The organism is Sphingobacterium deserti (assembly GCF_000757725.1).
In the GTDB taxonomy this organism is placed as follows: domain Bacteria; phylum Bacteroidota; class Bacteroidia; order Sphingobacteriales; family Sphingobacteriaceae; genus Sphingobacterium; species Sphingobacterium deserti.
On the sequence record NZ_JJMU01000024.1, the window covers coordinates 182,257 to 204,741 of the forward strand.

Here is a 22,485-nt window from a genome sequence, read left to right on the forward strand (position 1 = left end):
TTATTAAAGGGAATGCAAGCGGGAATTTACTGACTTCCGAGGGGACTACAAAATTTTTTATTTAAAAGTCGATTTCTCATCTTCTTTTTATCTTTGAAGTGACGAGAAATATTCTGAGTTATCTGTATATAGTCGTCAGTGAACCTGTCTTTTTGCCAATAGAAGGGTTGGATAGCGGCACAATTATCATGTTCAAAAATCATATTCAACAGCGTTCTGTCTGAAAGACCACATGAATGTCCCCAAACGTAAACTATATAAGATCCCGACTCAAGAATATTCACCAGATCAGAATAATTGTTGTTTGCGAAATAACCGAATGATTTTATGTGCGTGAGAAAATCGTTCTCATTAGTCTTTTCCATTAAGAAATACTCTTCATCTATCTCGTCTCCATATCCGAAAATTGGGGCGTTTTCCTTACTATGGAGTCTGCCATGAATATCTATTGTTCGAAACGAACTATTACGAGTCAGTTTGTATGTCAATCCGGTGTAGTTGAAGTTTAAGAAAGTTACACTTTTCGGAATTATATACCTATCACCTCCATCTTCAAACTGATCTCTATTTAAGCCTTCCAGATGGTGTTTGTCGACTATGGAATTTTTATCAACGGGTTTTTCCGCACAATAGTTAAAATTATAGTCGATCTCTCTAATGTTACTCACAATAGAAAGGTACTCGCAAAGAAGATCTTTTAATGAGGATAAATCTTCATTTAGTTTTTTAATAGTATTATCAAACTTATATCTATGATCCCTATACAAGGCTAAGCATTCGGAAAGCTTTCTGTAATAAATCATCTCAATATCTACCCATTTCATATTTTCGTAATGGGTAGATATTGCGGAAAAAAAGTCTGAAGTATATTCAAAATTGAATAAATAAACGGCATCGTTTATTCTGATCTCGATATTGGGCAGACCACCTCGCTCAGGTAACATCTTAGGGACTAATGTACGTAATTCACTAATGCTGTCTATTCTAACAGCACCATTTGTAGAATTTATCTCTGTACATTTAATTGTAAAGAACGAATTAATCCGTGAACCGGCTTCGATGGCGTTTTTAAATTCTTGCTCAAAAAACCAATTAACAAAATCCGAATATTGTGTTGGCAGCTTGTGATGGAGGTCGAATCCGTTCCCTACAATAATTAGTTTATTCATTCTACTTCCCTACAAAGTTCAACAAATTTTTCGCCAAATCTAGTAATAATTAATTCACTATCATTGTATACATTTATGTCAACATCAATATCAGTGTCATCCGGATCGTCCGACGATTTTTGCGCGGTGACTTCTACATCAGTGTCCCATTTTAATAGCCCTACGGAAATCAAATTGGCGATGCACAAGTCAATATCATCAATTGTGTGGCCGTACCTTTTCTGTATTTCTTTAACGGAGAATGTAAAAGTGGATGAGGGGTAATCTTCAGGTTTCTGAACATTGGAATATCCCCTCTGTTTCTGAAATCTCTTGTTCTTTTTGACAGGTAATTCATCATAAATCATATCAATCAACGCAGCATCTTCTGTGGATATTTTATTTAATACCGTTATACTATTCTGTTGTAGCATTATCGAAGAATCGCCTCTCAAAATATTGACAGTTAAGTTAGACCATTTTTTCTGCAAACTTTCATCTTCTTCTAAAGAACTGAATTCTATAAGAGGAGCGAGCACTTTTAAGTTTACAGATTTGGCTTCAATATTGTTATTTTTCAAAAATTCTTCCGCTTCAGTAAAGATCTTAACCTGATTTTTGAATCGTCGTAACTTGACATTGTCAGACAAAAGTCCTCCAAACTCTTTAAACGATGGTCCAAATAATGAAGTAAGCAAATTTTCACTTTTTTTGAGGAGTTCTTTAGACACAACGGATGCTCCAACGAATTCCGAGATATCTTTTAATATTTCATCTGACATAATTTCATGATTAAAAATTGTTACAGCCAATATACAAACAACTCAACCAATAAAGAATAAGGGAAACCGTAATTTTCAAAAGAAATTATTTACTAAATTTGAGTTATTAACCTCTTAAAATATGAATACAATAATTCTTCAAGCTGCTTTAAACGATGGAACTGGTTCTGCAGTAGGCGCATTAATCGCGATAGGCATATCGCTCCTTATTTTCTTCATCCTAAGATCAGTAATGCTATGGTATTGGAAAGTCGATAAGATTGTCGAAAACCAGCAAAAGCAGATACAACAAATGAATACCGTCATCGAGGCAATGTCTGCATTTTACAGAAATGAGTACCCAAAGAATAGCGCTGGACCAGGACTGCCTAATCCAAATCAAGATGGCTCAGAGAAAACCGTATAATCCCAATACCAAGTATGGCAGAAGGAATCTAAATGAAGCGCATTATCAAAGGATGGCCGAGAAAACTCCGGAGGAACGTGCCGAAATACATAATTGTGCCGGGGTAATGTTCCTTTTAATCACGCTAATTGGCGGATTAATAGTCTTCGCATTATTTGGCGGGGAGGGTTTACTTAGATGGTTGGGAGGCAAAAGGCCCTACTAGAACAAAATTCCCCAACATCATCACAATGTTGGGGAGTAAACAACTGCCGGTCTCTTCCCGGCTGTCAACCTATCCTCAGTAATAATCTATCTACCTAAATCGCCTTTTTACTGATCCATCTACGTCTTTCCGTATATCGTCAGATAGCATCGATTAGAACTTACTTTCAGTATCCATCTGTCTATGTGCGTTGCGGGGCTGTGGTGATTCGAACACCCCATCACTTAACACGTCTGCTAAGCGCCTGCATCCAATAGGCAGCCCCGTGCCTTTACGTTTCAAAGGTTAAGCAGGTTTAGTCAAGAACTTTCCTTTCAGATAGGACATATAGTTTTTGCAAGTACATACGGTAAACTTACCGCTTGCGTGGCCGACTAACTATCTTTTTCCATGATATGCCAAATCATGTTGCCTTTGTGACAGGAGCAGGATTCGAACCTATAAAATCAGCTTTCGGCCTAGCGCTTACCATTCCGCCATCCTGTCAAAGTATCGGTCTATTCCCGATCGTCAAGCCTATCCGTTGTGCATATCTGCGCACGGGTTGCGTTTCCGTGGGAAAGAGTGGATTCGAACCACTGTTTCAAGGCCTCCCCGTAAAACGGATCTCAGGTATCTTGCGTCCTAGCCTCTAAACGACTTCCCCAAATGTACCGCGGGAAACGGGGAGGATCCCGCGGGTACCAAACCAATTATTAACCTAAATTATGAAGTGGAAAGAACAGGGTTCGAACCTGTAAATATTTGTGAGATTACGATGTGGGGGCGAATACATTAACACATCCATAATGCATTTATATCCCAAGTCGCGCCATCGTAGCGTCTACCAATTCCGCCATCTTTCCAAGCGGCATACTGTTACAGATTTCAAGCCGAATACCATAAAGGTCTTACATCGGAACGTTCTTCACGTTGTGGCATGCCAGCACTTTAGAATGTTAAATAAGCGACCGTCGCAAGTCAATAGGATGCGTGGTGCACACCCACGGGAAAGCATTTGTTCCCCCTTATTGCGTTTTGATTCGCTCACCCTTTCGGGAACGGCCGCTGATGCGATTCGTCCAATCGACTACGTGTCGTTAATCTTCTCGAACTTGGACTATCTTGATGTCTTTCGATACTTCAAAGGTAAAAAACAATATTTATATATGCAATAAAAACTATATAAATATTATAATTATGCGTTATATTTTTGGTTGTGCGATTGGCTGCGCTTCTTTGGCCATTTGCAGATCCTGTTTCGCTTCTTCGAGTATCTGCTCTAGCTCAGCTTCAACATCCGATACTTCACCTAAGATGGTCATAGCAGTTTTCCGGCTTAACAGCTTTGCTGATACCATTTTCGATACATCGCCGATCAATTCAGTTTTGTTAACCGGCAGCGCATCCTTAAACTTGATTGATGGCATAATCCCTTCCATATCTTGAAACTCGGCAGGAGAAAAACTGATCAACATCTTTTTGATCACGTTTAACCTGCGCACGAGCATTTCTTTCAATCGCTTTTGGTTCTTGTTACCTTTAAGCTGTGGCCCCATAAATAGGAGGCGCAAAGCAATGCCGCTGGTACCGTTACTCATAAGCTGCGACATCGTGTTAAAGCTGATATCCGGTGTGTTGGTGATATCAAATTGCTCCTGCTTCAGCTTATCAAATTCCATCTTCTTGGAATCGACCATTGCATCCGGCTGGGCAAAGGAGACGCTACCACGTCCTCCGTTTTCGCCCTTGACCTGCATCACCTTAGCTACTTCGCCCTTGGATGGTAGGCTTTCAGCGTCACCTTCAACAACCATAGTAGGATCGCCGTAATAATCGTTTGTATCTGCGAGGTTCGAAACGTTGTTTTCTTCGCGATCAGCCAGCGGTTGGATGTTCGCCCATTCTGGACGCTTTTGCGAATGGTAAATGATCGGAAGGAAACCGTAACCCTCTTTTACCTCTGTGGTCCATCCGGCTCCATCGACTTGACTACCAAACGCAATCAACTCGGACGTGTATAGATCAAAGTGAACCGTTTTGATATCAGTGATGGGGTCAACAGTCTGATATCCTCTACCAAAGGCAATAAGGCCGTCATGTTCATCCCACACCGGGAATATATCATCACCATTTTCTTTGCAAAGAAGCATCATGCCAGGGCGACGTTCGCTTCCTTCTAGTGGCGTTCCCTTCCAGTAATCCTTGTCAATGAAGTCATACCACAGCTCCGCGCAATGGGTTTCGATCATCCGACGCTCGACAATATCTTCTGTCTTGTAGGAAAGCTTATTGTCTGTCCACACCTTCTGAATAAGCGCAAAGAAGTTCTCTTCGTTTTCCTTGCCAGTGAAATCAATAGAGATATCAGATCCACACTCAAAAAATACGGCCGACTGGACAATTTGCTGTTGACGTGCGAGTTGTAACCTATTTACTGACTGCTCATCCGTTTCCGAAGCTCTCTTTGTCTCACCGGTAATTGTGTCAACGTATTCCTCGCCCTCAAATTCCAATATTCTATTTTCCCGAATGTTTGGATCGTTGACGTCATGCAAAAATGGATCATACTGGCGCATGGCCTGCTCCACCGTCATTGTCTTGGAACCAAGCTTTATAATTCGTTGGCCTTTACTGATAACTTCATACAGGGCTTTGTATTCGCCGCCCAGTAGCTGCTGTAATTGTTCTAGTGTCATCGTCTTACCCTTCTTTTAGGTGATCGTACGGCCTGTGCCGCTCGTTTAGTTTTCTGTTTGGCGTTAGGATCGTTTTTCGTTAGAAAGTCGAACGCGTAACGTATTGCATCAATTGAGTGATTCCATTTGTCAATGGGAATACCTGCTTTTTTATCATTCCAGATGTAGTTTTTAAGCTCCGTGCGAACGTTTCGGCTTCGGGAGGTGTAAACGATGGTGTAATCGGCCATCTTAAGCAGCGAAGCGTTTACGGAGCCGGGAGCCTTCCAACATTCAACAATGTTTACTTTCCCCTTCTTGATGTCCGCGATCAATCGATCCTCCGCGCTATCGCCCACAATTAAATCATTCGGCAGCTTAATGCGGGATTTGTTCAACTCAATAATGTCGTTCGTGCCTAGGTGCTTCGTATCGTAGTACTCCTCATCGACATGTATCAGCATTTTCTTCCGATCGACGGCCACGCGGATAAGCGTATCCGGATCGACTGAAAAACCGTAATCCTGTCCGTAACAGTAGGGGAGATACTCATTAAAATCTCCTTCCATTGTTTTGGGAAGAATAACACCTTCTTTAATGTCTGCCCACCGACCGATGACAACGTTCGCGTACTTGGTCATTTGGAACTTGGAGCGATCAAAAACGCCCTGGGCATCCGTTGCCTGCGCGATCGACTCTTGCTTGATTTGCTCAATGCGCTCCAAGAAGTTATCTGACAGGTTTTCGATGTTGTCGAGATAGCTCGTATGGATGTGCAGCACATTCGGGTGCGTCGATATCTGGACGTCAACGCCGTCGATGGTTACAATCTTGTGAGTATCCTTGATGTATTGCTCATAAACGAAATGCGAGTCGTCCGTAGGGTTCATGATCAGGATGATCCTGTTCTGTATTCCCTTTTGACGAATGGAAAGCATCAACTTTTCGTAACTATCAAAGTCGGTCCATTCCTCCATCTCATCGCCGACAAACGTTGTAAGACCTTGGATTGACTTTAGCTTCGCTGTTTGATTGCCGGATCCTGTTTTAATACCGCGGAACATGATCGGCACTTTCGAGAACTTATTGATGATGTTGTTCTTCTTGATCTCGAAAAAGTCGCTTGTGCCTTCCAAATCGATCTTCTCCTGAAATTCTGGAATAACAGAATCAGCCGCTGAAGACATAGTATAACGGGAGAAAAGAATGCTGTGCCCTTTCTCAAAACTCAATCTTTCAAGGAACAAAGAGCCGTTGAACGACTTTCCGGAGCCACGGCCGCCGGTGATCAGGATAATAAACTTATCCGTGTTCTCATAAATGGGAACGTAAGGCTTAGCGACCTTTATTTTAGGCCGCGTCCTAGTTATCTTCCTCTTGCTCGCCGTCGAGACCTTCTTCGCTATCGTCTTCGTCTGTGTCGTCATCTTCGTTGTTGGCTTGCAACCATGTGGCAATGTTTATGCTGCCGTTGAGATCTTTCCCGTTGGTCGTGACATCGAGCTTTTTACCATCAATAACCTTTTTGCGCCATTCCTCATCATTGTTGAATAACCAGGTGCTTAAAGCCTGTGCATTGGGAGCAAGTTCTTCCGTTGTTTCCAATACGACCATTCCGTCGGCATGGATATCCGATTCATCATCGAAGCGGCTGGGAATCTTTCGGGTAGTTGTCTTTCGCTTGAGACCTCCCAAGGCGACCGCAAGATATTTTTGCCGAACAGCTGAATTGATTTTTGCTCGTCCGCGCGCTAAGGCTTCGGAAATGTTATCGTACTTAGATTTGAGTTCACAGAAATAGGTAACATTCAAATCCAATTCAATAGCTATTTCGCGGTCGGTCATGCCCTTCTTTGCATAGTTCTCGCATGCTGTGGAAAAGCTTTCGCTTTCATATTCGTATTTGTTGTCTGCCATATTACCACCAAACTATACCACCGTAGACAGCCCAAAACACAAGTAACAACAACAACGTAGGCAATGCCGTAAGTATTCCCCAATCTTCGTATTCGTCAAACTGTCGGACTATCCAAATGATAAATAAAATCGTCAATACGATCATCAAGACTAAATGCCATGAAAGGGTTATTATCATATCTATTTGTATTTAATTATCTCTTTTACGGGTTCAAACTATTGTAAACCCATTTTTTTACTCGCATCCGGCTGTCTTGACATCTCGAAATCATAGGCATCGTGCTGTAATGATCCGCAGGCAATGTGATACAAGGCCAAATTAGGCTTTAACGTGATGTCTGTGATGATCCATTGCTCTTGATTGGAATCGGTTTTTAAATACACGATATCGCCAAAAGTGTACTCTGTAAAATGTTGATGCATCCTTCTTTTGCATATAATTGTTATAACCTTCCGTTATATCAGTGCCGCCGATTAAGCATTAAATAGCCTCTCTGCGACCTCTTCGCCTTTAACGATCTTCTCATACAGATCCTTTCCCATAGCCTCCATAAATTCAGCTTTGTTCTGGAACGAGTCGAAAGATAGGAGAAGGATCGGCTCGCCTTCCCAACGGTCGTCAACTTCATTGCTGTACTTTTCCTTCTTCGCTTTGATTTCCTCTTTGCTAGCAGGTGGCGTCAGCTTCGATGCTTTTTCCATAATGTCCGTAAAGTCCACTGATGGTGACTCGAGCTGTAGCATTGTTAGATCGATGTCATCCAGTCCGGCTAAGATTGGATCAATATCACCGATGATCTCGGCCATTAGATCCGCGTCGAATTCACCCTGTACCGACTTGGAGTTAAGGAAGATGTTTTGCTCTTTTTCCTCTTTGTCGTTCAAGGTTACCTTTTCGACGGTGATATCGTAATCGGTTTTCGGGTAGTGATTGATCTCATCTAAAATCGATACGCGTTGGTGTCCACTTACTAGGTTGCCCGACGACTCATTCCATACGATGCCGCCCATAATGCCTACGCGCTTTATGTTTGCTTTGAGCTTCTTTCTCGCTTCGGCTGATAGCTTACGTGGGTTGTAATCGGCCAGCGCGATCTGTGAGCGCTTTAGTGTGATTGATTCCGATGATTTATGCTTGTTGGTACTCATGTTCAAAAATTATGGTTTCTGCTTCGGGGAACTCTTTTAGCACTTTTGCGTAATCGCCTGGTGAATGCTTCCGGCACCAAAGCAGGAAATTGATATCAGCCGGAGACACGCCCTGCGATTGGTGTTTAGGGTCGTAGACCGTAGGCCGTGGCAATCGCATTTTGTCAATGTAAGCAAGAACATGTTTGTTGGTCCATCCCTCGATAGGGTATACGTTCTTTGTTTTTCCGTTGTAGCCCGGCGTTCCGACCTTATCCAAGCCCATCATCATGAGGCGACGCTGCAGGCCGTCGGTTCTCTTAAAGCCAAAGGATGCCCATTCGATTCCCGTCTCTTTCTTCACGTCTTGCGCGATCTGTGCCAGCGTCCGGCGCTTTAACTTCTCGTGGCCCAAGTACCCAAGATATCCGCTTTTTTGATATCCGTATAGCGCGAAATGCGGCTTTTCAATAAACTCAACGTTTCGGTACCGAGACTGATGCACAATCTTGAATGCCTCAATATGATCAAGGTCTTTGACCGTATAGAGGTAAACACTTACCACCCGATCAAAGACCTTGGAACACATGTCTGTTAACAATATAGAATCTTTGCCATTCAGTGAGCTGAACAGTACAATTTGATTAGTCTGCTGCCTAATCTGATTCAATATGTCTAATGGCGTCATTATCGGGTAACTCTACGAATTCCGGTTGGTTGACGCATGTCACGACGTGCTGCCGTGTTAACTGGGGTAACGGTTCTTACACCGCTGTTTGATGTGCTTATCCTGTATCTAGGCCTTGCACTTCTTCTTCTTTGCTCTGCTGTTTCTGCCATAAGTTATAAAGTACTAGAAATTCCTTTCCAATACCTTACCAAGCTCTAGGACAAAACATTCATCACCTTTTTCGAATCCTTCTGGAATTACATGCTGAAATTCGACGATATAAATATCTTTCAATTCAACTACCGCGGTCTTACGGGTTTTGTGGTACCCAACCGCCAAGACAATCTTGTCAACTGGTTGTCGGAACTCGTATTCGCCATCTTTGTTCTTATCAAAGAACATTTTGAAATAATGATCGCTCAAACTTCGATATTCTTCGATCTTTTCCCCCGACAGGATCTGATTAAAAAATATTTCCTTAATGATTAGAACGGGTGTTTTTTGTGTTTTACTCATAAAAAGCTAGTAAGGCTTTGAAGTAACAAATTTACCTCAAAGCCATATATATACCGATTTTAACGTCTGATAATAAAGCTACATAATATTTTCGACGCTTATCTTATAGCTAAAGCGAACATGTTATTAACAACGTTTTTTGTATTATTCGTGATTTTTCGCTGCCAAGCACCATTGAATCTTGACCAGTTGAAAGAATTACGCTTTAGACTGTCAATCACCTCTCTAGATGGTTTCTCATCGTGCTTTACTTGGATCCTATCGTCGGCATAATTTACAATGACGATGCCGCCATCAATTTGATATTCTTCGTTTCGGCGTTCCGCTTGTTTTGCAATGTCAACTGCAACTTCTCGAAGATTCCACACTGAGTTACGGCTAGTAATAATGGGCTTTTTCTGAGAGGAATTTAGCTCTTCAAGAAGTAATAGACATTTTTCAACCAGCTCATGTTCACCGTTTTTTGCAAGACGTTCAATTTTACCTGTGATGGAAGAAACAAATAGTGCACGGTTATAGGGCTCAGTACCGTTATCTATACCCACAATAACGGCGGCAGAATGTATAATATCCTTCTTCAACAACTCGAATTTCTCATCCCTTTTTTGGGATTCGGGCTTGCTTCGCTCAATACGTTTTGCGATTGACTTTTGCGTTTTATCGCGCCATTCTTGAAACGTCTGGTACTTATTATGTTCTGAGTTTAGCGCTTTTCTGTTTCGCTCTACTGGAAAATTAGCAGGGCCTGTTACCATAGAAGATGCTGTACGACCTTTCGCGCTCAGCCAATCTAAATATAGCCTAATATATTTGTCTGTATACCAATTGTGATCTTCTTTGGGTAATAGATTCAAATCAGTGTTTAATTCAGCAATATGCTCGTTGATGTTCATTCCCGCAGCTCGATCGGGATTCATTGAAGTCCAAGTGTAAGCTAGTCTTGCTTTATCGTAAAGTGAAAAAATTGGGGATAGCGTCAGCTCGTAGATATCGTAAAGAAACGCTTTTACTGTCCCGAATTCACTAAAATTCTTGCCACCTGCTACTTTTTCTTTGACGTACTGATTTAGGGATCTGCCCAAAGGAATGTCCAAGTTGGTCATCCTGTTAAACTCGTATGTCACGATATCGCCGTGATCCAATACCGAGTCGATGATGTAGTTTGCGAAATCGTCGCAGTTTTTAAATGATGTATTCATGTGTGTGTTACTTTTAATAACACAAATATAGTTTTATTATACTATATATCCAAATAAAACTATATTGTTTATTCCCTCAGGAACTCATTAATATTATCACGTAGTTCTGTTAATGCCTTTTTGGCGGCTTCGACATCATGAGGAAGAATACGCTGGGTGCCGCTTCCAATTACATATTGTTTAATTTTATTGGTGAGTTTGTTCCGAGCGACATCCGCCGATAAATTCGGGTACATTTTAACGGCTAGCTCTTTCCGCACTAAGATGGGATTAGCTTCTAAAAATTCTTTCAGCTCCATAACACAAATATATGCAATTTATACTATATAAGGCCTAATTGTCTGCAACCTGTACGCCATAGTGTACGCATCAAAATATTTTTAAATAAAAAAGCGCTATAAATCAATGGTTTAACCATAAATCTATAACGCTTTTGTGACCCCGCTGAGGCTCGAACTCAGGACCCACAGATTAAGAGTCTGTTGCTCTACCAACTGAGCTACGAAGTCGATCGTTCACAAATGTAATAGCTAGCTTATAAAATAGCAACGGTTTTGCTCAAATTTTTGTGATGTGATAAAGCGCTGACAAATAGGTTTTAGGTAAAAATTCAAGTGTTCCATCTTTTGATTTTCTATACTATAGGGATGTGAGCTGGTAATCCGTTCTGAAATCAACTTCCAGCACTTATATCGCCAACTAAAAAGCGATGTATCCCATAGCAATGCAAACGCTCAACTTCGTTATATGCCCGGAATTTTCTATTTTAGTCAGGTGCTACAAATCATTAAACCATGAAAAATTTTCTTCTTGTAATCGTGTTGCTCATACCCTTTTTGTTTTATAGCTGTAAATCGGCCGAGCCCATAAAAGAGGAGCGACGCAAGCAGATAAAAGCAGAACTGCGTGAAATGGTAACAATTGATCAAGTCGCAGCAAAGGTGAGAACCGGGAAATACAAAGCTTATACTGAGGGGCAATGGCAAACCTTCAAAGACAGCGTTTTTCAGACCAACCAAAAGACCATTGAAAATTACTTTTTGCAATACGGCTATTTGGGCTATAATCAAGTCGGTAAAGAGGGCTCTAACCATTTTTGGCTATTAGTACAACATTGCGACCACGACCCAGCGTTTCAACGGCGCGTGTTAAAGGCTATGCGAAAAGCAGTAAAGAAAAAGAATGCCAACCCGGAAAACTATGCTTATCTTTTTGATCGCGTACAAGTAAATGCTGGCGAGAAGCAGCTCTTTGGAACGCAGGTCGATTATTTGGTGAGGACGACAGGAAGGGCAATTCCGAAGATTGGTTTGCTGGATTCCGCTCGCGTCGATCAGCTCCGACAGGAACATAATCTCGGAACGCTTAAAGACTATTTAAACCTAATGACCCAAATGCATTTTCAAATGAATAAGGCATCGTACACCGCAAAGGGAATTACCAAGCCAGATTTGTACTAAGGTTCTGTTGGATTTGCTACGAAGGGGACCTATTAAAACCGCGTCTACAGCGCTGCAACGTAAATAGTGAAACGCGTATTGTGACTTTATCAGCTCGAGGCATTACCGAAATGTTAATTGCGCTGATTGCGTTGCAACTTGGTCAGTTTTTATAGGAAATTAGCTGTAGTTTTGCAAGCAAACTACCAGCAGCATGAATTCACTTTCGAGCAATCCACCGTTACAAAGCATGAAGGCAAGCAAACAGCGCGTCCGTCTAGCCGTTTCCCTATTTTATTTCGGCCAAGGTATAGCGTTTGCAAGCTGGGCAAGCCGTATTCCTATTATCAAAGCAAACCTTCATCTTACAGAAGCCCAGCTGGGTACGATACTGCTTATGCTTCCCGTAGGGCAACTGATGACCATGCCTATCTCGGGCAAGTTAGTTGGGAAATACGGGAGCCATCGACTGATGCCCATCGGCGCCTTATGTTACCTTTTGGTTCTTTGTAGTATTTCATTTGCAGGCAATGCCTGGCATTTGGGGGGCGCTCTATTATTGTTTGGTATTTTTGGAAACATATGCAATATCGCGGTTAACACGCAAGGTGTTTTAGCGGAGCGGATGTATGCCAAATCGATAATGTCGTCCTTTCATGGTGCCTGGAGCATTGCGGGATTCACAGGTGCATTAATCGGGTTAGCGACGCTCAATTTAAGTATTGACACCTCTACGCATTTTTATATTGTCACGGGCCTTATGCTAATCAATATTCTCATGAACCGCTCCTTCTTAATTCAAGACCAGTCGGGCGGAGCAGAGAAAAAATCTTTTTCTTTCAAACCGGATAGACTCCTTATTTCACTGGGTGTGATCGGTTTTTGTAGCATGGCTACAGAAGGAGCCATGTTTGATTGGAGTGGCGTTTATTTCCACGATATTGTCAATGCGCCTGACAGTTTAACGACGTTGGGCTATGCGGCATTTATGGTGATGATGGCGGCAGGGCGGTTTATTGGTGATGCTGTAATTAGTAGAATAGGTCGGCAGCGGACATTACAGATTAGTGGTGTATTGATGTTTGTCGGCATGATGAGTGCCGTCGTATTTCCAACATTGATATTTTGCACGTTAGCCTTTATGCTCGTAGGACTTGGGGTGGCCTGCAATGTTCCATCTGTTTACTCTGTAGCAGGTACGCACAAGACAATTTCTTCGGGTGTGGCGTTGGCCATGGTGTCTAGCGTCAGTTATCTTGGCTTCTTAATGGGGCCGCCGCTTATCGGATATATCGCGGAGGTACTAAATCTGCGCTACTCCTTTGGTGTATTTGCTTGCTTTGGCCTGCTTATGCTTGTATTGGCGAGTCGGTTAGCCGCATTTAAAACTCCCAAAACCAGTGAATGACAAGGTGGGCAAAAGCTAATAAGAAAGGTAAATTTGGCTACCACTAAACGGTTGAGAGATTATCTAAGGAATGAAGAACACGAACCAACATCTTCTCGACGAAAAGTTAACTAAGCTTTTTATAGAAATAGGTTGTGCTGCAAAACTCCCCATCAGGGTATAGCGCATACTCTGGAATGTCGCCCACTTTTATCCAGCCTAGCTTTTGATAAAGGAAAGATGCCGGGCTTCCCGTTACGGTATCCAAAACAAGAATATGTTTGTTCCTTTTCTTAGCTTCTTTCTCAATAGCATGTAATAAAGCCTCGCCGATTCCTAAACGCCTTGACGCGCTATGCACATGCATTTTAGCCACATCAGCACGATGCGGTTGATTCGCCGGCTGATCAATAAGCAGTTGAACTGTCCCAATAACCGCCTTCGTTTCTGTATCTTCCGCCACTAATAAAATCACTTTTCCTGCAACCACTCGATCGAAAACATGCTGCCAGAAAGCTGAGGCATCTTCGAAATTTAGCGATGCCATAAACCCTATAGACGCGTTGTTTCTAACCACATCTAGGGTGAGATCGGATAATGCGGAGCATAGAGCTTCGTCTCCCGCAGTTATTTGCCTTATCGTATAGTTTCTTCTCATATTTCGCTTTAAAAATAGTTTGCGTGTTTAAATAAAAAGGTGCCTTGAGGGTAATAACAACAGCTTATTCGCCTCTACATAGTGAAGCCATAAGTCGTCATTCCATCACTCCAAAACAATCGCGGCGGTAGATGACTATTCTACAAACTTTCGACTGGCCGACGTATTATTCCCTTCAAGATATGGATTATTTAGTTACCGCGGATCAAAACTCTTTCTAACCTTTAAACAGCTGAGTCTGCGACAGCAATTAGCAATCATATGTCATGTGCTAATAGGAAAAACCCAAAAATTTATCTACTAATTTGGTAGATTAAATTTAATGTCGTTTATTTGTTTCTCCAAACTACATGATCTATAGAAAAACTATGCATTCATCTAACTTTATCTTATTACTAGCATCCAGCAACACCTTTTCGAAATCTAATAAGCCGAAACATAATGCTATTCTCACATCTTTAGGCGTCCGAATGCGCCAGCGGTCAAATGATTGTTTACCTAAATAGTCGTATTTGATCGCTCATCTATCCGTGCGTTAACATCAAATCAGCTTATCACAGTTGGATTCCCGGAGTCTTTATTTGCGTTCTTGAACAGCAGGCTATTAAGATACACGGTTTGTTACGTGCATGATTTAACAACTTCTGTAAAAAGAACGTTCATTCTGGATTAAAAAACGTGTGTAGGACGGAAGTCAGATTATTTAATTAGTCAAAATACTGCCTGATTTTTCACAGCTCGTACGGGAATACATGTGATTGGCATCTTGTACCTAGCTTGATCAATAAATAACGGATTAATTATCTAACGTTAAATGCTTAAAAAAGATAATCACACAAAATTTTCCGATTACTCATTTCAAAAATTAATGTCAAAAAAACTCATATACTCCATATTGATCCTTGTATGCTTAGCCTCGGTTTCTGTGGCATTTGCTCAAACATCGCGACAAGGTACTATCGTAGAAGCTGCAACCGGTAAGCCTATCGGCGATGCCACTGTTACGATCAAAGGAACACAAAGACAAACCAATACAAATGCCAACGGGCGTTTCACCTTAGAAAAGGTGGCGAGCGGAAGCACGTTAATCATCAGTTCTATAGGTTACAGCAGTCTGGAAATTCCTGCTGAAAGCGATCTTTCCGCTATACAATTAACACCGTCTACAAAAGATCTGGATGAAGTGGTGGTGATCGCCTACGGGACGTCGAAAAAGTCAGACTTTACAGGTTCCGTTTCTACAATTAGCGGTGAACAACTGCAGCGCGCTCAAGTAAGCAGTATCTCAAAGGCATTACAAGGCTTGGCGCCGGGCTTGCAATCGGTATCCAGCAGCGGGCAGCCGGGCACTGATGCAACGATCAGAATTCGTGGTATTGGGTCTATCAATGCATCCAGCGATCCGCTTTACGTTGTCGATGGTGTACCCTACGGTGGAAGTTTAAGCGCTATCAATCCGGCCGATGTGGAATCCATCAGTGTACTGAAAGATGCTACAGCCAGCGCACTATATGGATCAAGAGCCGCTAATGGCGTGATACTGGTCACGACAAAACAAGGCCGCTCGGGCGTGAAGCCAGCCGTTGATGCACGTTTTACGCAGGGATACTCATCAAGAGCAGTAAGAGATTATGAACACTTGAGCACAAACCAATACTTCGAGCTGTATTGGGAAGGCTTGTACAATCAGCTGGTTGCTACAAACACGCCAGCTACAGCTGCGCAACTGGCGAGCGGCCGTGTCGTGCAAGAGTTGGGAATCAACCCGTATGGTGCAAATTTCCCTCAGCCAGTTGGTGCAGACGGAAAGATCGTGAGTGGAGCAACGCCTCTATGGAATGATAACTGGCAACGCGAACTCGAACAATTGGCTCCACGGACGGAAGCAACCCTAAATATCAGTGGCGGAGGAGAGAATAACCAATATTATATATCGGGCAATTACCTGAATGATCAAGGCATCGGTGTAGGATCGGGAAACCGTCGCTACAACATTCGGAGCAACAGCACCGTCAATGTGACACCTTGGCTTGATGTAGGTGTCAACGTATCCGCTACAGCAACCAAACAAGATTACCCCCAATCCGAGGATAGTCAAGTATCCAATGTTATTAATTTTGGACGTCGTTTACCTTCCTTCTATCCGGTGTATGCGCGAAACCCAGACGGCTCTTATGTTACGGACGGTAGCAACGAACGCGTGATTGATTTTGGATCTTACAGGCCGAGTGCTGCTAATCCAAATTGGAACTTGCTTGGCACATATGACCTTGATCTGCGTGAAACATTAAAAGATGAAGTATCTACACGGGCCTTTGTGCAAGTGAAAATATCTGATAATTTTTCTTTTAGAAGTTCCTATAATATCGATTACCGAAACCAGACTGGTCACAACTACACAAATCCGCTACTTGGAGGCTCCGCTAATATCAATGGTTCAGTTTCAAAGAGCAATGCGCGAAACGTTTCGTGGACGCAAAACAACATCTTGACGTATGACAAGAGCTTCGAAACAGGTCACGGACTGAAGGTGTTGGTAGGACAAGAGCTGTTCAATTACAACTCCCGAAGCTTTAATGGTAGTAGACAAAACTTCGTATTACCATACCTTTACGAGCCGGTTGCGGCTTCGCAGCTGAATAGCTTTACCGGATCATCCCAAGATCATCGCATCTTAAGTTTTTTGGGCCGGGTAGAGTATGATTATAATAAGCGGTATCTATTTACCGGCTCTCTGCGTACCGACGGAACTTCCCGTTTCTCACCCGAACAGCGTTGGGGAACATTTTGGTCATTGGGCGGTGCCTGGAAGCTTGCGGAAGAGGGCTTTTTGCGCGAATCCAGCTGGATCAACCTGCTTAACCTGAAGGGTAGCTATGGCGGTCAGGGCAATGATAACATAGGAACCTACTACGCCTATGAAGCTCTCTATGCGATAGCCAACAACTTGGGTGAAGGTGGGGTCAGACCATCGCGCTTACCTACACCGGGCTTAAAATGGGAAACAAATTTAAACCTAAATGTCGGCGTAGATTTCGGATTGTTTAACAATCGCCTTAGCGGAACATTGGAATTTTTTGATAGAAGATCCAAAGACTTGCTTTTCTCCAGACCACTACCGCCCTCCAGTGGGTTTTCAGCAATTGACGAGAACGTCGGAAGCTTAAAAAACACTGGGTTTGAGCTAGATCTGAGAGCTACGGCGATCCGTTCTGCAGACTTTCATTGGGACATTGCTTTCAATATTGCCCATTTCCGAAATAAGATTACATCGCTTCCTCAAAAACAGATTATCAGTGGTACGAAAAGATTGGAAGTCGGGAAATCGGTGTATGACTTCTGGCTGCGAGATTGGGCAGGCGTGGATCCAGCAAATGGAAATCCGCTTTGGTACCAAGATATCACGGAGCCTGATGCAAACGGTGTTCAACAGGTCGTTGGTAAAACCACGACAAGTAACTATTCAGCGGCCACATTCTATTACACGGGTAGTTCCCTTCCTGATGTGTATGGGGGACTAACCAATACATTTGGATACAAGGGCTTCGAACTATCGTTTCTCTTTAGCTACAGCATAGGTGGGAAAATATTAGATGGTGATATTCCGGCTTTATACCATAATGGTACGGCAGGTGTAGCTTGGCACAAAGACATGGTAAACCGATGGACAGCAGACAACACCGAAACGGATGTACCTCGGCTAGGGGGCGCAAGCGCACAAGCAGCTAGCCAGTCAACACGGTTTTTATATGATGCATCCTACGTGCGCTTGAGAAACCTAAGTTTGAGCTATACCTTTCCAACACGTATCGCAAATAGATTGGGGCTGGGAAGACTAAGTGCCAATCTACTGGGAGAAAATTTACTTACGTTCTTCGGACATGAGGGAATGGATCCAGAGCAGTCGGTAGGCGGAACAACTTATTTCCGGTATCCTGCTATGCGTGTCGTCTCTGGCGGAATAAATTTTGGATTTTAAAATCAATCATATCTTATCAATAAAGGAAAAATAACATGCATAAGAATATATACCGACTTTTTACGTTTCTGTTTCTTGTTACCGGATTTAGTTCCTGTGATGATTACCTGGATACCATACCGACGACCTCTGTACCAGAATCTGTTGTCATTGACAATGTGGAAAATTTACAGACGCTGCTAAACGGTACATGGAGTACCTATATGGATACCTATTTTACATTCGCTAACCCCGGATACGCCTCTATCTTGCGTGCGAGTGATGCAATGGGAAACGACGTCGCTGTGGTTCGTGGGCGTTATGGATACCTTAGCCCGTATGACTATTTGGAGATGCATACACGTGTTGGCACGCGCGTAAATGCCTTTTGGAGCATCTTGTATACGGCCATTAACTCCAATAACATTATACTAGCCAATGTCGACAACATTCCCGGTGATGATGCGTTAAGACAGCAGCTCAAAGGACAGTCCTTGGCTTTTCGGGCACATAGTTATTTAACGCTTGCTTCGTTTTATCAATTGAGCTACCAAAAGGATCCAAATGCAAAAACGGCACCCATCTATACCGAACCTACCGGTCCGCAAACGGTTGGAAACCCAAAAGCTACATTAAAAGAAATTTTTGATTTAGTGATCCGCGATCTGACAGCGGCTGAAGCGCTGTTGGAAGGGTATCAAAGGCCATCCTCGCAGAAGTACAAAATAAATAAACAGGTGGTGCAAGCGCTGCTTGCCCGCGCGTACTTGCAAACAGGCAATTGGGAAGCAGCTGCACAAAAAGCGGGGGAGGCTCGTACAGGTTATCCCCTCATGTCGGGTGAAGAATATGGCGCTGGATTTAACGATCTGACCAATGCAGAATGGATCTGGGGGCATGGGCAGCGCCCCGATCAAAGCGTGGCCAGCTATCACTTCCATTTTTTAGATGTAACGACGCCCGCATCGTATTACTATAGTTTTATGGCAGACCCTCATTTTAAAGAATATTTTGAAGAGCAAGATGTGCGGTCAAGGCTTTTTTCATGGGATAATGCGGCACCGGCGCGATATGGGTTGTTACGCTATGCAAAATTTAAATTTCGGGAGGATATGACTGGTGATATTGTTCTTATACGTGCTGCCGAAACCTATTTAATTCAGGCCGAAGCCTATGCGAGACTAAATAGGCTGGAGGAGTCCGCTGCGGCGCTGAACCAGCTCCGCGTGGCTAGAAACGCAACGGCATTATCCTTGGTAGGCAGGTCACAAAACGAGGTGATTGCGGAAGTGCTCCTGGAACGCCGAAAAGAGCTGTGGGGTGAAGGTTTTGCTCTTGCTGATATTATCAGAACACAAGGCAAAGTCGAACGTAAGGCATATACAACGGTTAATCCACAAGGCGAAGCAGTACCCGTACGCGTCACGATCACCTTGCCTGACGGCAGAACGCAGACCGTAAATGCGATAGGACATACGACAACACGTACGGAAAATAATGCCGGCCCGGAATTTACAGTGAACAGCCCGTATTATATTTTCGGGATTCCGGAAAATGAATCGAACAATAACCCAAATTTGAATAACTAAGGGCGGATTAAAGACGCCCAAAAACAACATCAGTTCCCCTGCCATTTGGTGGGGGAATATTATTTTCTTTCGATCAGTGTGGTGGGTAATACCACCGTTTGGAAGTCGGTATCAGCTTGCTTGGATTCAATTTGTTGAATAAGAAGTTCCGCTGCACGTTGCCCCATGTCGAAAGCCGGCTGTCGTATAGCGGTAATTGTCGGTGAAAAGATGTTTACAACTTTTGAATTGGTAAATCCTGCGATGGCAATATGGTCTAGCTTATGGCTATCCTGCTCATTCATTGCTTGGAGATAACCCGTTGTCAATTTATCGCCCGATATGAAAATCCCATCATAATCCTGATCGCGTAATTCCATCACAACCTTTTCAAGCTCATCTTGGTGCAGGCCACCATATTCGCAGTATTTTACTAGCGCAGGGTTGAAGTCAAGGTTATGCGCTAGCAAACCCATTTTATAACCTTCTAGCCTTTCTTTCGTAATAGATAGCTTTTTTGCGCCGGTTACATGGGCTATCTTTTTGCAGCCTTTTTTAGACAGGTAGTTTACAGCATCATATCCGCCCTGCTTATTATCCGCAATCACTTTATGCGAGCGAATTTGCGCAGGGACACGATCAAAAAAAACGATAGGGAAGCCCTTATCCATTAGGCTTTCAAGGTATGAACAGTCACTCGTCTCAGCAGAAAGGGCCATAAGTAGCCCATCGGTCGACCGTGAGTAAAGGTGTTCCACATTAAGCCGCTCGCGCTCCGCAGATTCATGCGTCTGTGAGATAACGACCTGATAATTTTTGCTGTAGGCAACGGATTCGATACCGTCAATCACTTGGGAAAAGAAATTATTTGCTATTTCGCTAACTATAATCCCGATACTGTAGCTCTTTCGTTCTTTTAAGCTGCGCGCGATAGGGTTCGCCCGGTAATTAATCTTCTCTGCATAAGCCAACACGATTTGCTTTGTCTCTGTGCTTATCTCGTAACTGTCCCGCAAGGCTCGAGAGACCGTTGAAGGCGAGAGGTTTAAAGCTCTGGCAATATCTTTTATCGTGTAGTTTTCGAAGGCCATCTGCGTAAAATTACGTAATGATACCCAAAATAGACGAGAAAGGCAAGCATGGACACGCTAGAGCAAATAAGTGCGGGCAACATTGCTGTTACCCGCACAAAAAAGAAAAAATTAGAAAATATACTTTGTACTCAAGAAGTTCGAACTGTCGTCGCGAACGATTTCGTTCAATAACTTCTTGTTCTTATCCGTATTCTTGGTCGCTACCAGCGAGCGTATCGAAAACGAACGTAAAGCGTCTACTACAGACAATGTGCCTTCTGCGCTGTCTTTACGACCGGTGAACGGAAATGTATCGGGCCCACGTTGGCATTGGGCATTGATATTCACCCGGCTAACCTGATTCACCAATGGATCGATCAAGGAAGAAATGACTGCCGCATTGTTGCTAAAGATACTCACCTGCTGTCCGTGTGAAGATTCGATCAGGTATTCTATTGGCTCTTCCAGGTCGTCGAAAGGAACCACAGGAATAACCGGACCAAACTGCTCCTCGCGGTATAGTTTCATCTGTGCATTGACCGGGTAAACAATGGCCGGATAGAAAAATGATTCCAGTGTTTCGCCACCATGCTCATTGACAACCTTCGCGCCATGGCTTTTCGCATCTTCCAAACATTCGGTTAAATAGGCCGGCTTATTTACTTCCGGTAGCGGAGTTAATGCAACGCCCTTTTCCCAAGGCATGCCATACTTCAATTTCCCTACTTCTGCGCTTAGTCTTTTCAAGAATTCTTGTGCAACGCTTCTATGCACATAGATAATCTTTAAAGCTGTACAGCGTTGCCCATTGAATGATAAAGAACCTAACACGGTCTCTGAAACCGCCAGATCTAAATCAGCATCTTTCGTGATGATGGCCGCGTTTTTTGCATCCAACCCCAAAATAGCGCGTAAGCGATTTACACGAGGGTGCAATTTCTTCAATTCATCAGCCACTCTGCTTGATCCAATTAAGGTCAGAACATTGATTTTACCAGACTGCATTAATTGTGGAACGATCTTATTTCCACGACCGTATATGGTATTCACGACACCTTTTGGAAAACTGCTGCGGAAGGCTTCCAACAAAGGGTAGTGCAAAAGTGTACCATGCTTAGGTGGTTTAAATAACAAGGTGTTACCCATAATAAGGGCAGGAATAAGCGTGGTGAAGGTTTCGTTCAGCGGGTAGTTGAAAGGCCCCATACACAACACAACACCAAGCGGCGAGCGCCGGATTTGTGCAATGATACCCTGCTCGATCTGAAAGCGCGAAGAATCGCGATCTACGTCTTTCAACGCATCGATCGTTGCGTATATGTATTCAACGGTTCGGTCAAATTCTTTCACCGAATCAGCAAACGATTTCCCGATTTCCCACATGATCAGCTTGACGACGATATCTTTCTTATCGATCATTTTCTGTGTAAAGCGCTCTACGCAGATTATTCTGTCGGCAACGCTCATCGTAGGCCATTCGCCGCGGCCATTGTCATATGCTTTAACGGCAGCTTCTAAAGCTTCTGAAGACTCCTTTTCGGTACATACTGGGTAACTGCCGATGCGCTTTCGTTTAAGCCCATCTTTTGTTTTTACGCAGATCGGCGAAAATACTTCACTAACCTGGCCCGTCCAGGGCAACATCTCACCATTTGACAAGAACTCACGTTGATCGATTTGTTCTTGTAATGCATATTCCGCAGGGATATCTTCCTCCCCGTAAAATATGCTTTCTAAATCTAACTCCATTGTTAAAATTATTTAGGTATTAAAA

At 43.1% G+C, this 22,485-nt stretch carries 21 protein-coding genes and 3 tRNA genes; 6 read left to right on the plus strand and 18 right to left on the minus strand.

Features of this window, described 5'->3' with window-relative positions:
- Positions 1 to 26: 26 nt before the first annotated feature.
- Together DI53_RS19570 and DI53_RS08135 are read right to left on the minus strand one after the other, a co-directional pair.
- Positions 27 to 1,169, minus strand: a complete 1,143-nt coding sequence (locus DI53_RS19570; protein ID WP_052072200.1) for an AbiH family protein — start codon at positions 1,167 to 1,169, stop codon at positions 27 to 29.
- Positions 1,166 to 1,930 carry an Abi-alpha family protein gene (locus tag DI53_RS08135; RefSeq protein WP_037497508.1) on the minus strand — a complete coding sequence of 255 codons (765 nt, stop codon included), beginning with the start codon at positions 1,928 to 1,930 and terminating at the stop codon, positions 1,166 to 1,168. The genes DI53_RS19570 and DI53_RS08135 overlap by 4 nt, the downstream gene beginning before the upstream one ends.
- A 121-nt stretch (positions 1,931 to 2,051) precedes the next feature.
- On the opposite strand from DI53_RS08135, the gene DI53_RS08140 reads away from it, so the two are divergent.
- Entirely contained in the window at positions 2,052 to 2,336 is a 285-nt protein-coding gene (locus DI53_RS08140; RefSeq protein WP_037497510.1) for a hypothetical protein, read from the plus strand.
- A 760-nt stretch (positions 2,337 to 3,096) separates the two neighbouring features.
- Here DI53_RS08140 and DI53_RS20300 read toward each other — a convergent pair.
- Positions 3,097 to 3,187 (minus strand) — tRNA-OTHER (locus DI53_RS20300).
- Between the two features lie 67 nt (positions 3,188 to 3,254).
- Positions 3,255 to 3,386, minus strand: a tRNA-OTHER gene (locus DI53_RS20305).
- 90 nt (positions 3,387 to 3,476) lie between these two features.
- Here DI53_RS20305 and DI53_RS20460 point away from each other — a divergent pair.
- Positions 3,477 to 3,698 carry a hypothetical protein gene (locus tag DI53_RS20460; RefSeq protein WP_169741989.1) on the plus strand — a complete coding sequence of 74 codons (222 nt, stop codon included), beginning with the start codon at positions 3,477 to 3,479 and terminating at the stop codon, positions 3,696 to 3,698.
- A 27-nt stretch (positions 3,699 to 3,725) separates the two neighbouring features.
- On the opposite strand, the gene DI53_RS08155 is transcribed toward DI53_RS20460, so the two are convergent.
- The 11 genes from DI53_RS08155 to DI53_RS08200 form a co-directional block, all read right to left on the minus strand.
- On the minus strand, positions 3,726 to 5,219 hold the full coding sequence (locus tag DI53_RS08155) for a phage portal protein (protein WP_037497514.1): 1,494 nt from the start codon (positions 5,217 to 5,219) through the stop codon (positions 3,726 to 3,728).
- Entirely contained in the window at positions 5,216 to 6,625 is a 1,410-nt protein-coding gene (locus DI53_RS08160) for a PBSX family phage terminase large subunit (protein ID WP_081939415.1), read from the minus strand. The genes DI53_RS08155 and DI53_RS08160 overlap by 4 nt, the downstream gene beginning before the upstream one ends.
- On the minus strand, positions 6,561 to 7,115 hold the full coding sequence (locus DI53_RS08165; protein ID WP_052072202.1) for a hypothetical protein: 555 nt from the start codon (positions 7,113 to 7,115) through the stop codon (positions 6,561 to 6,563). Before DI53_RS08165 ends, DI53_RS08160 begins: the two co-directional genes overlap by 65 nt.
- A 1-nt stretch (position 7,116) precedes the next feature.
- A complete protein-coding gene (locus DI53_RS20310) occupies positions 7,117 to 7,293 on the minus strand; it encodes a hypothetical protein (RefSeq protein ID WP_157836761.1) in 177 nt (58 codons plus the stop codon).
- A gap of 38 nt (positions 7,294 to 7,331) precedes the next feature.
- Complete coding sequence (locus DI53_RS08170; RefSeq protein WP_037497516.1) at positions 7,332 to 7,538, minus strand: hypothetical protein; 207 nt, start codon at positions 7,536 to 7,538, stop codon at positions 7,332 to 7,334.
- Positions 7,539 to 7,589: 51 nt separating this feature from the next.
- Positions 7,590 to 8,264, minus strand: a complete 675-nt coding sequence (locus tag DI53_RS08175; RefSeq protein ID WP_037497518.1) for a ParB N-terminal domain-containing protein — start codon at positions 8,262 to 8,264, stop codon at positions 7,590 to 7,592.
- Entirely contained in the window at positions 8,245 to 8,931 is a 687-nt protein-coding gene (locus DI53_RS08180) for a phosphoadenosine phosphosulfate reductase domain-containing protein (RefSeq protein ID WP_037497520.1), read from the minus strand. The genes DI53_RS08175 and DI53_RS08180 overlap by 20 nt, the downstream gene beginning before the upstream one ends.
- 165 nt (positions 8,932 to 9,096) lie before the next feature.
- Complete coding sequence (locus tag DI53_RS08185; RefSeq protein ID WP_037497522.1) at positions 9,097 to 9,429, minus strand: hypothetical protein; 333 nt, start codon at positions 9,427 to 9,429, stop codon at positions 9,097 to 9,099.
- A 98-nt stretch (positions 9,430 to 9,527) separates the two neighbouring features.
- Complete coding sequence (locus DI53_RS08190; protein WP_037497524.1) at positions 9,528 to 10,628, minus strand: hypothetical protein; 1,101 nt, start codon at positions 10,626 to 10,628, stop codon at positions 9,528 to 9,530.
- Positions 10,629 to 10,696: 68 nt separating this feature from the next.
- Positions 10,697 to 10,927: a hypothetical protein gene (locus DI53_RS08195; RefSeq protein ID WP_037497526.1), complete on the minus strand. Its 231-nt coding sequence runs from the start codon at positions 10,925 to 10,927 to the stop codon at positions 10,697 to 10,699.
- 137 nt (positions 10,928 to 11,064) lie between these two features.
- Positions 11,065 to 11,137: transfer RNA gene (locus DI53_RS08200), tRNA-Lys, on the minus strand.
- 285 nt (positions 11,138 to 11,422) lie between these two features.
- On the opposite strand from DI53_RS08200, the gene DI53_RS08205 reads away from it, so the two are divergent.
- A complete protein-coding gene (locus DI53_RS08205; protein WP_037497528.1) occupies positions 11,423 to 12,088 on the plus strand; it encodes a DUF6624 domain-containing protein in 666 nt (221 codons plus the stop codon).
- Positions 12,089 to 12,281: 193 nt separating this feature from the next.
- Positions 12,282 to 13,475, plus strand: a complete 1,194-nt coding sequence (locus DI53_RS08210; protein ID WP_052072204.1) for an MFS transporter — start codon at positions 12,282 to 12,284, stop codon at positions 13,473 to 13,475.
- Positions 13,476 to 13,581: 106 nt separating this feature from the next.
- Here the strand turns inward: DI53_RS08210 and DI53_RS08215 are convergent, their stop codons facing one another.
- Positions 13,582 to 14,112 carry a GNAT family N-acetyltransferase gene (locus DI53_RS08215; RefSeq protein ID WP_037497530.1) on the minus strand — a complete coding sequence of 177 codons (531 nt, stop codon included), beginning with the start codon at positions 14,110 to 14,112 and terminating at the stop codon, positions 13,582 to 13,584.
- Positions 14,113 to 14,980: 868 nt separating this feature from the next.
- On the opposite strand from DI53_RS08215, the gene DI53_RS08220 reads away from it, so the two are divergent.
- Positions 14,981 to 18,091 (plus strand): SusC/RagA family TonB-linked outer membrane protein, encoded by a 3,111-nt coding sequence (locus DI53_RS08220; RefSeq protein WP_037497747.1) that lies wholly within the window; start codon positions 14,981 to 14,983, stop codon positions 18,089 to 18,091.
- 35 nt (positions 18,092 to 18,126) lie between these two features.
- Positions 18,127 to 19,659 (plus strand): RagB/SusD family nutrient uptake outer membrane protein, encoded by a 1,533-nt coding sequence (locus DI53_RS08225; protein ID WP_037497532.1) that lies wholly within the window; start codon positions 18,127 to 18,129, stop codon positions 19,657 to 19,659.
- A gap of 59 nt (positions 19,660 to 19,718) precedes the next feature.
- Here the strand turns inward: DI53_RS08225 and DI53_RS08230 are convergent, their stop codons facing one another.
- Both DI53_RS08230 and DI53_RS08235 read right to left on the minus strand, forming a co-directional pair.
- Positions 19,719 to 20,729 carry a LacI family DNA-binding transcriptional regulator gene (locus DI53_RS08230; RefSeq protein ID WP_037497534.1) on the minus strand — a complete coding sequence of 337 codons (1,011 nt, stop codon included), beginning with the start codon at positions 20,727 to 20,729 and terminating at the stop codon, positions 19,719 to 19,721.
- 111 nt (positions 20,730 to 20,840) lie between these two features.
- Positions 20,841 to 22,460: an NADP-dependent glyceraldehyde-3-phosphate dehydrogenase gene (locus DI53_RS08235; protein WP_037497537.1), complete on the minus strand. Its 1,620-nt coding sequence runs from the start codon at positions 22,458 to 22,460 to the stop codon at positions 20,841 to 20,843.
- Positions 22,461 to 22,485: the final 25 nt, after the last annotated feature.

Coding starts and splice junctions, on each gene's coding strand:
- DI53_RS08180 (WP_037497520.1), bottom strand. CDS start 8,931: ATGACGCCATTAGACATATTGAATCAGATTAGGCAGCAGACTAATCAA.
- DI53_RS19570 (WP_052072200.1), bottom strand. CDS start 1,169: ATGAATAAACTAATTATTGTAGGGAACGGATTCGACCTCCATCACAAG.
- DI53_RS08220 (WP_037497747.1), top strand. CDS start 14,981: ATGTCAAAAAAACTCATATACTCCATATTGATCCTTGTATGCTTAGCC.
- DI53_RS08215 (WP_037497530.1), bottom strand. CDS start 14,112: ATGAGAAGAAACTATACGATAAGGCAAATAACTGCGGGAGACGAAGCT.
- DI53_RS08175 (WP_037497518.1), bottom strand. CDS start 8,264: ATGAGTACCAACAAGCATAAATCATCGGAATCAATCACACTAAAGCGC.
- DI53_RS08210 (WP_052072204.1), top strand. CDS start 12,282: ATGAATTCACTTTCGAGCAATCCACCGTTACAAAGCATGAAGGCAAGC.
- DI53_RS08155 (WP_037497514.1), bottom strand. CDS start 5,219: ATGACACTAGAACAATTACAGCAGCTACTGGGCGGCGAATACAAAGCC.
- DI53_RS08225 (WP_037497532.1), top strand. CDS start 18,127: ATGCATAAGAATATATACCGACTTTTTACGTTTCTGTTTCTTGTTACC.
- DI53_RS08230 (WP_037497534.1), bottom strand. CDS start 20,729: ATGGCCTTCGAAAACTACACGATAAAAGATATTGCCAGAGCTTTAAAC.
- DI53_RS08135 (WP_037497508.1), bottom strand. CDS start 1,930: ATGTCAGATGAAATATTAAAAGATATCTCGGAATTCGTTGGAGCATCC.
- DI53_RS08205 (WP_037497528.1), top strand. CDS start 11,423: ATGAAAAATTTTCTTCTTGTAATCGTGTTGCTCATACCCTTTTTGTTT.
- DI53_RS08190 (WP_037497524.1), bottom strand. CDS start 10,628: ATGAATACATCATTTAAAAACTGCGACGATTTCGCAAACTACATCATC.
- DI53_RS08140 (WP_037497510.1), top strand. CDS start 2,052: ATGAATACAATAATTCTTCAAGCTGCTTTAAACGATGGAACTGGTTCT.
- DI53_RS08195 (WP_037497526.1), bottom strand. CDS start 10,927: ATGGAGCTGAAAGAATTTTTAGAAGCTAATCCCATCTTAGTGCGGAAA.
- DI53_RS08160 (WP_081939415.1), bottom strand. CDS start 6,625: ATGACGACACAGACGAAGACGATAGCGAAGAAGGTCTCGACGGCGAGC.
- DI53_RS08185 (WP_037497522.1), bottom strand. CDS start 9,429: ATGAGTAAAACACAAAAAACACCCGTTCTAATCATTAAGGAAATATTT.
- DI53_RS08235 (WP_037497537.1), bottom strand. CDS start 22,460: ATGGAGTTAGATTTAGAAAGCATATTTTACGGGGAGGAAGATATCCCT.
- DI53_RS20310 (WP_157836761.1), bottom strand. CDS start 7,293: ATGATAATAACCCTTTCATGGCATTTAGTCTTGATGATCGTATTGACG.
- DI53_RS08170 (WP_037497516.1), bottom strand. CDS start 7,538: ATGCATCAACATTTTACAGAGTACACTTTTGGCGATATCGTGTATTTA.
- DI53_RS20460 (WP_169741989.1), top strand. CDS start 3,477: ATGTTAAATAAGCGACCGTCGCAAGTCAATAGGATGCGTGGTGCACAC.
- DI53_RS08165 (WP_052072202.1), bottom strand. CDS start 7,115: ATGGCAGACAACAAATACGAATATGAAAGCGAAAGCTTTTCCACAGCA.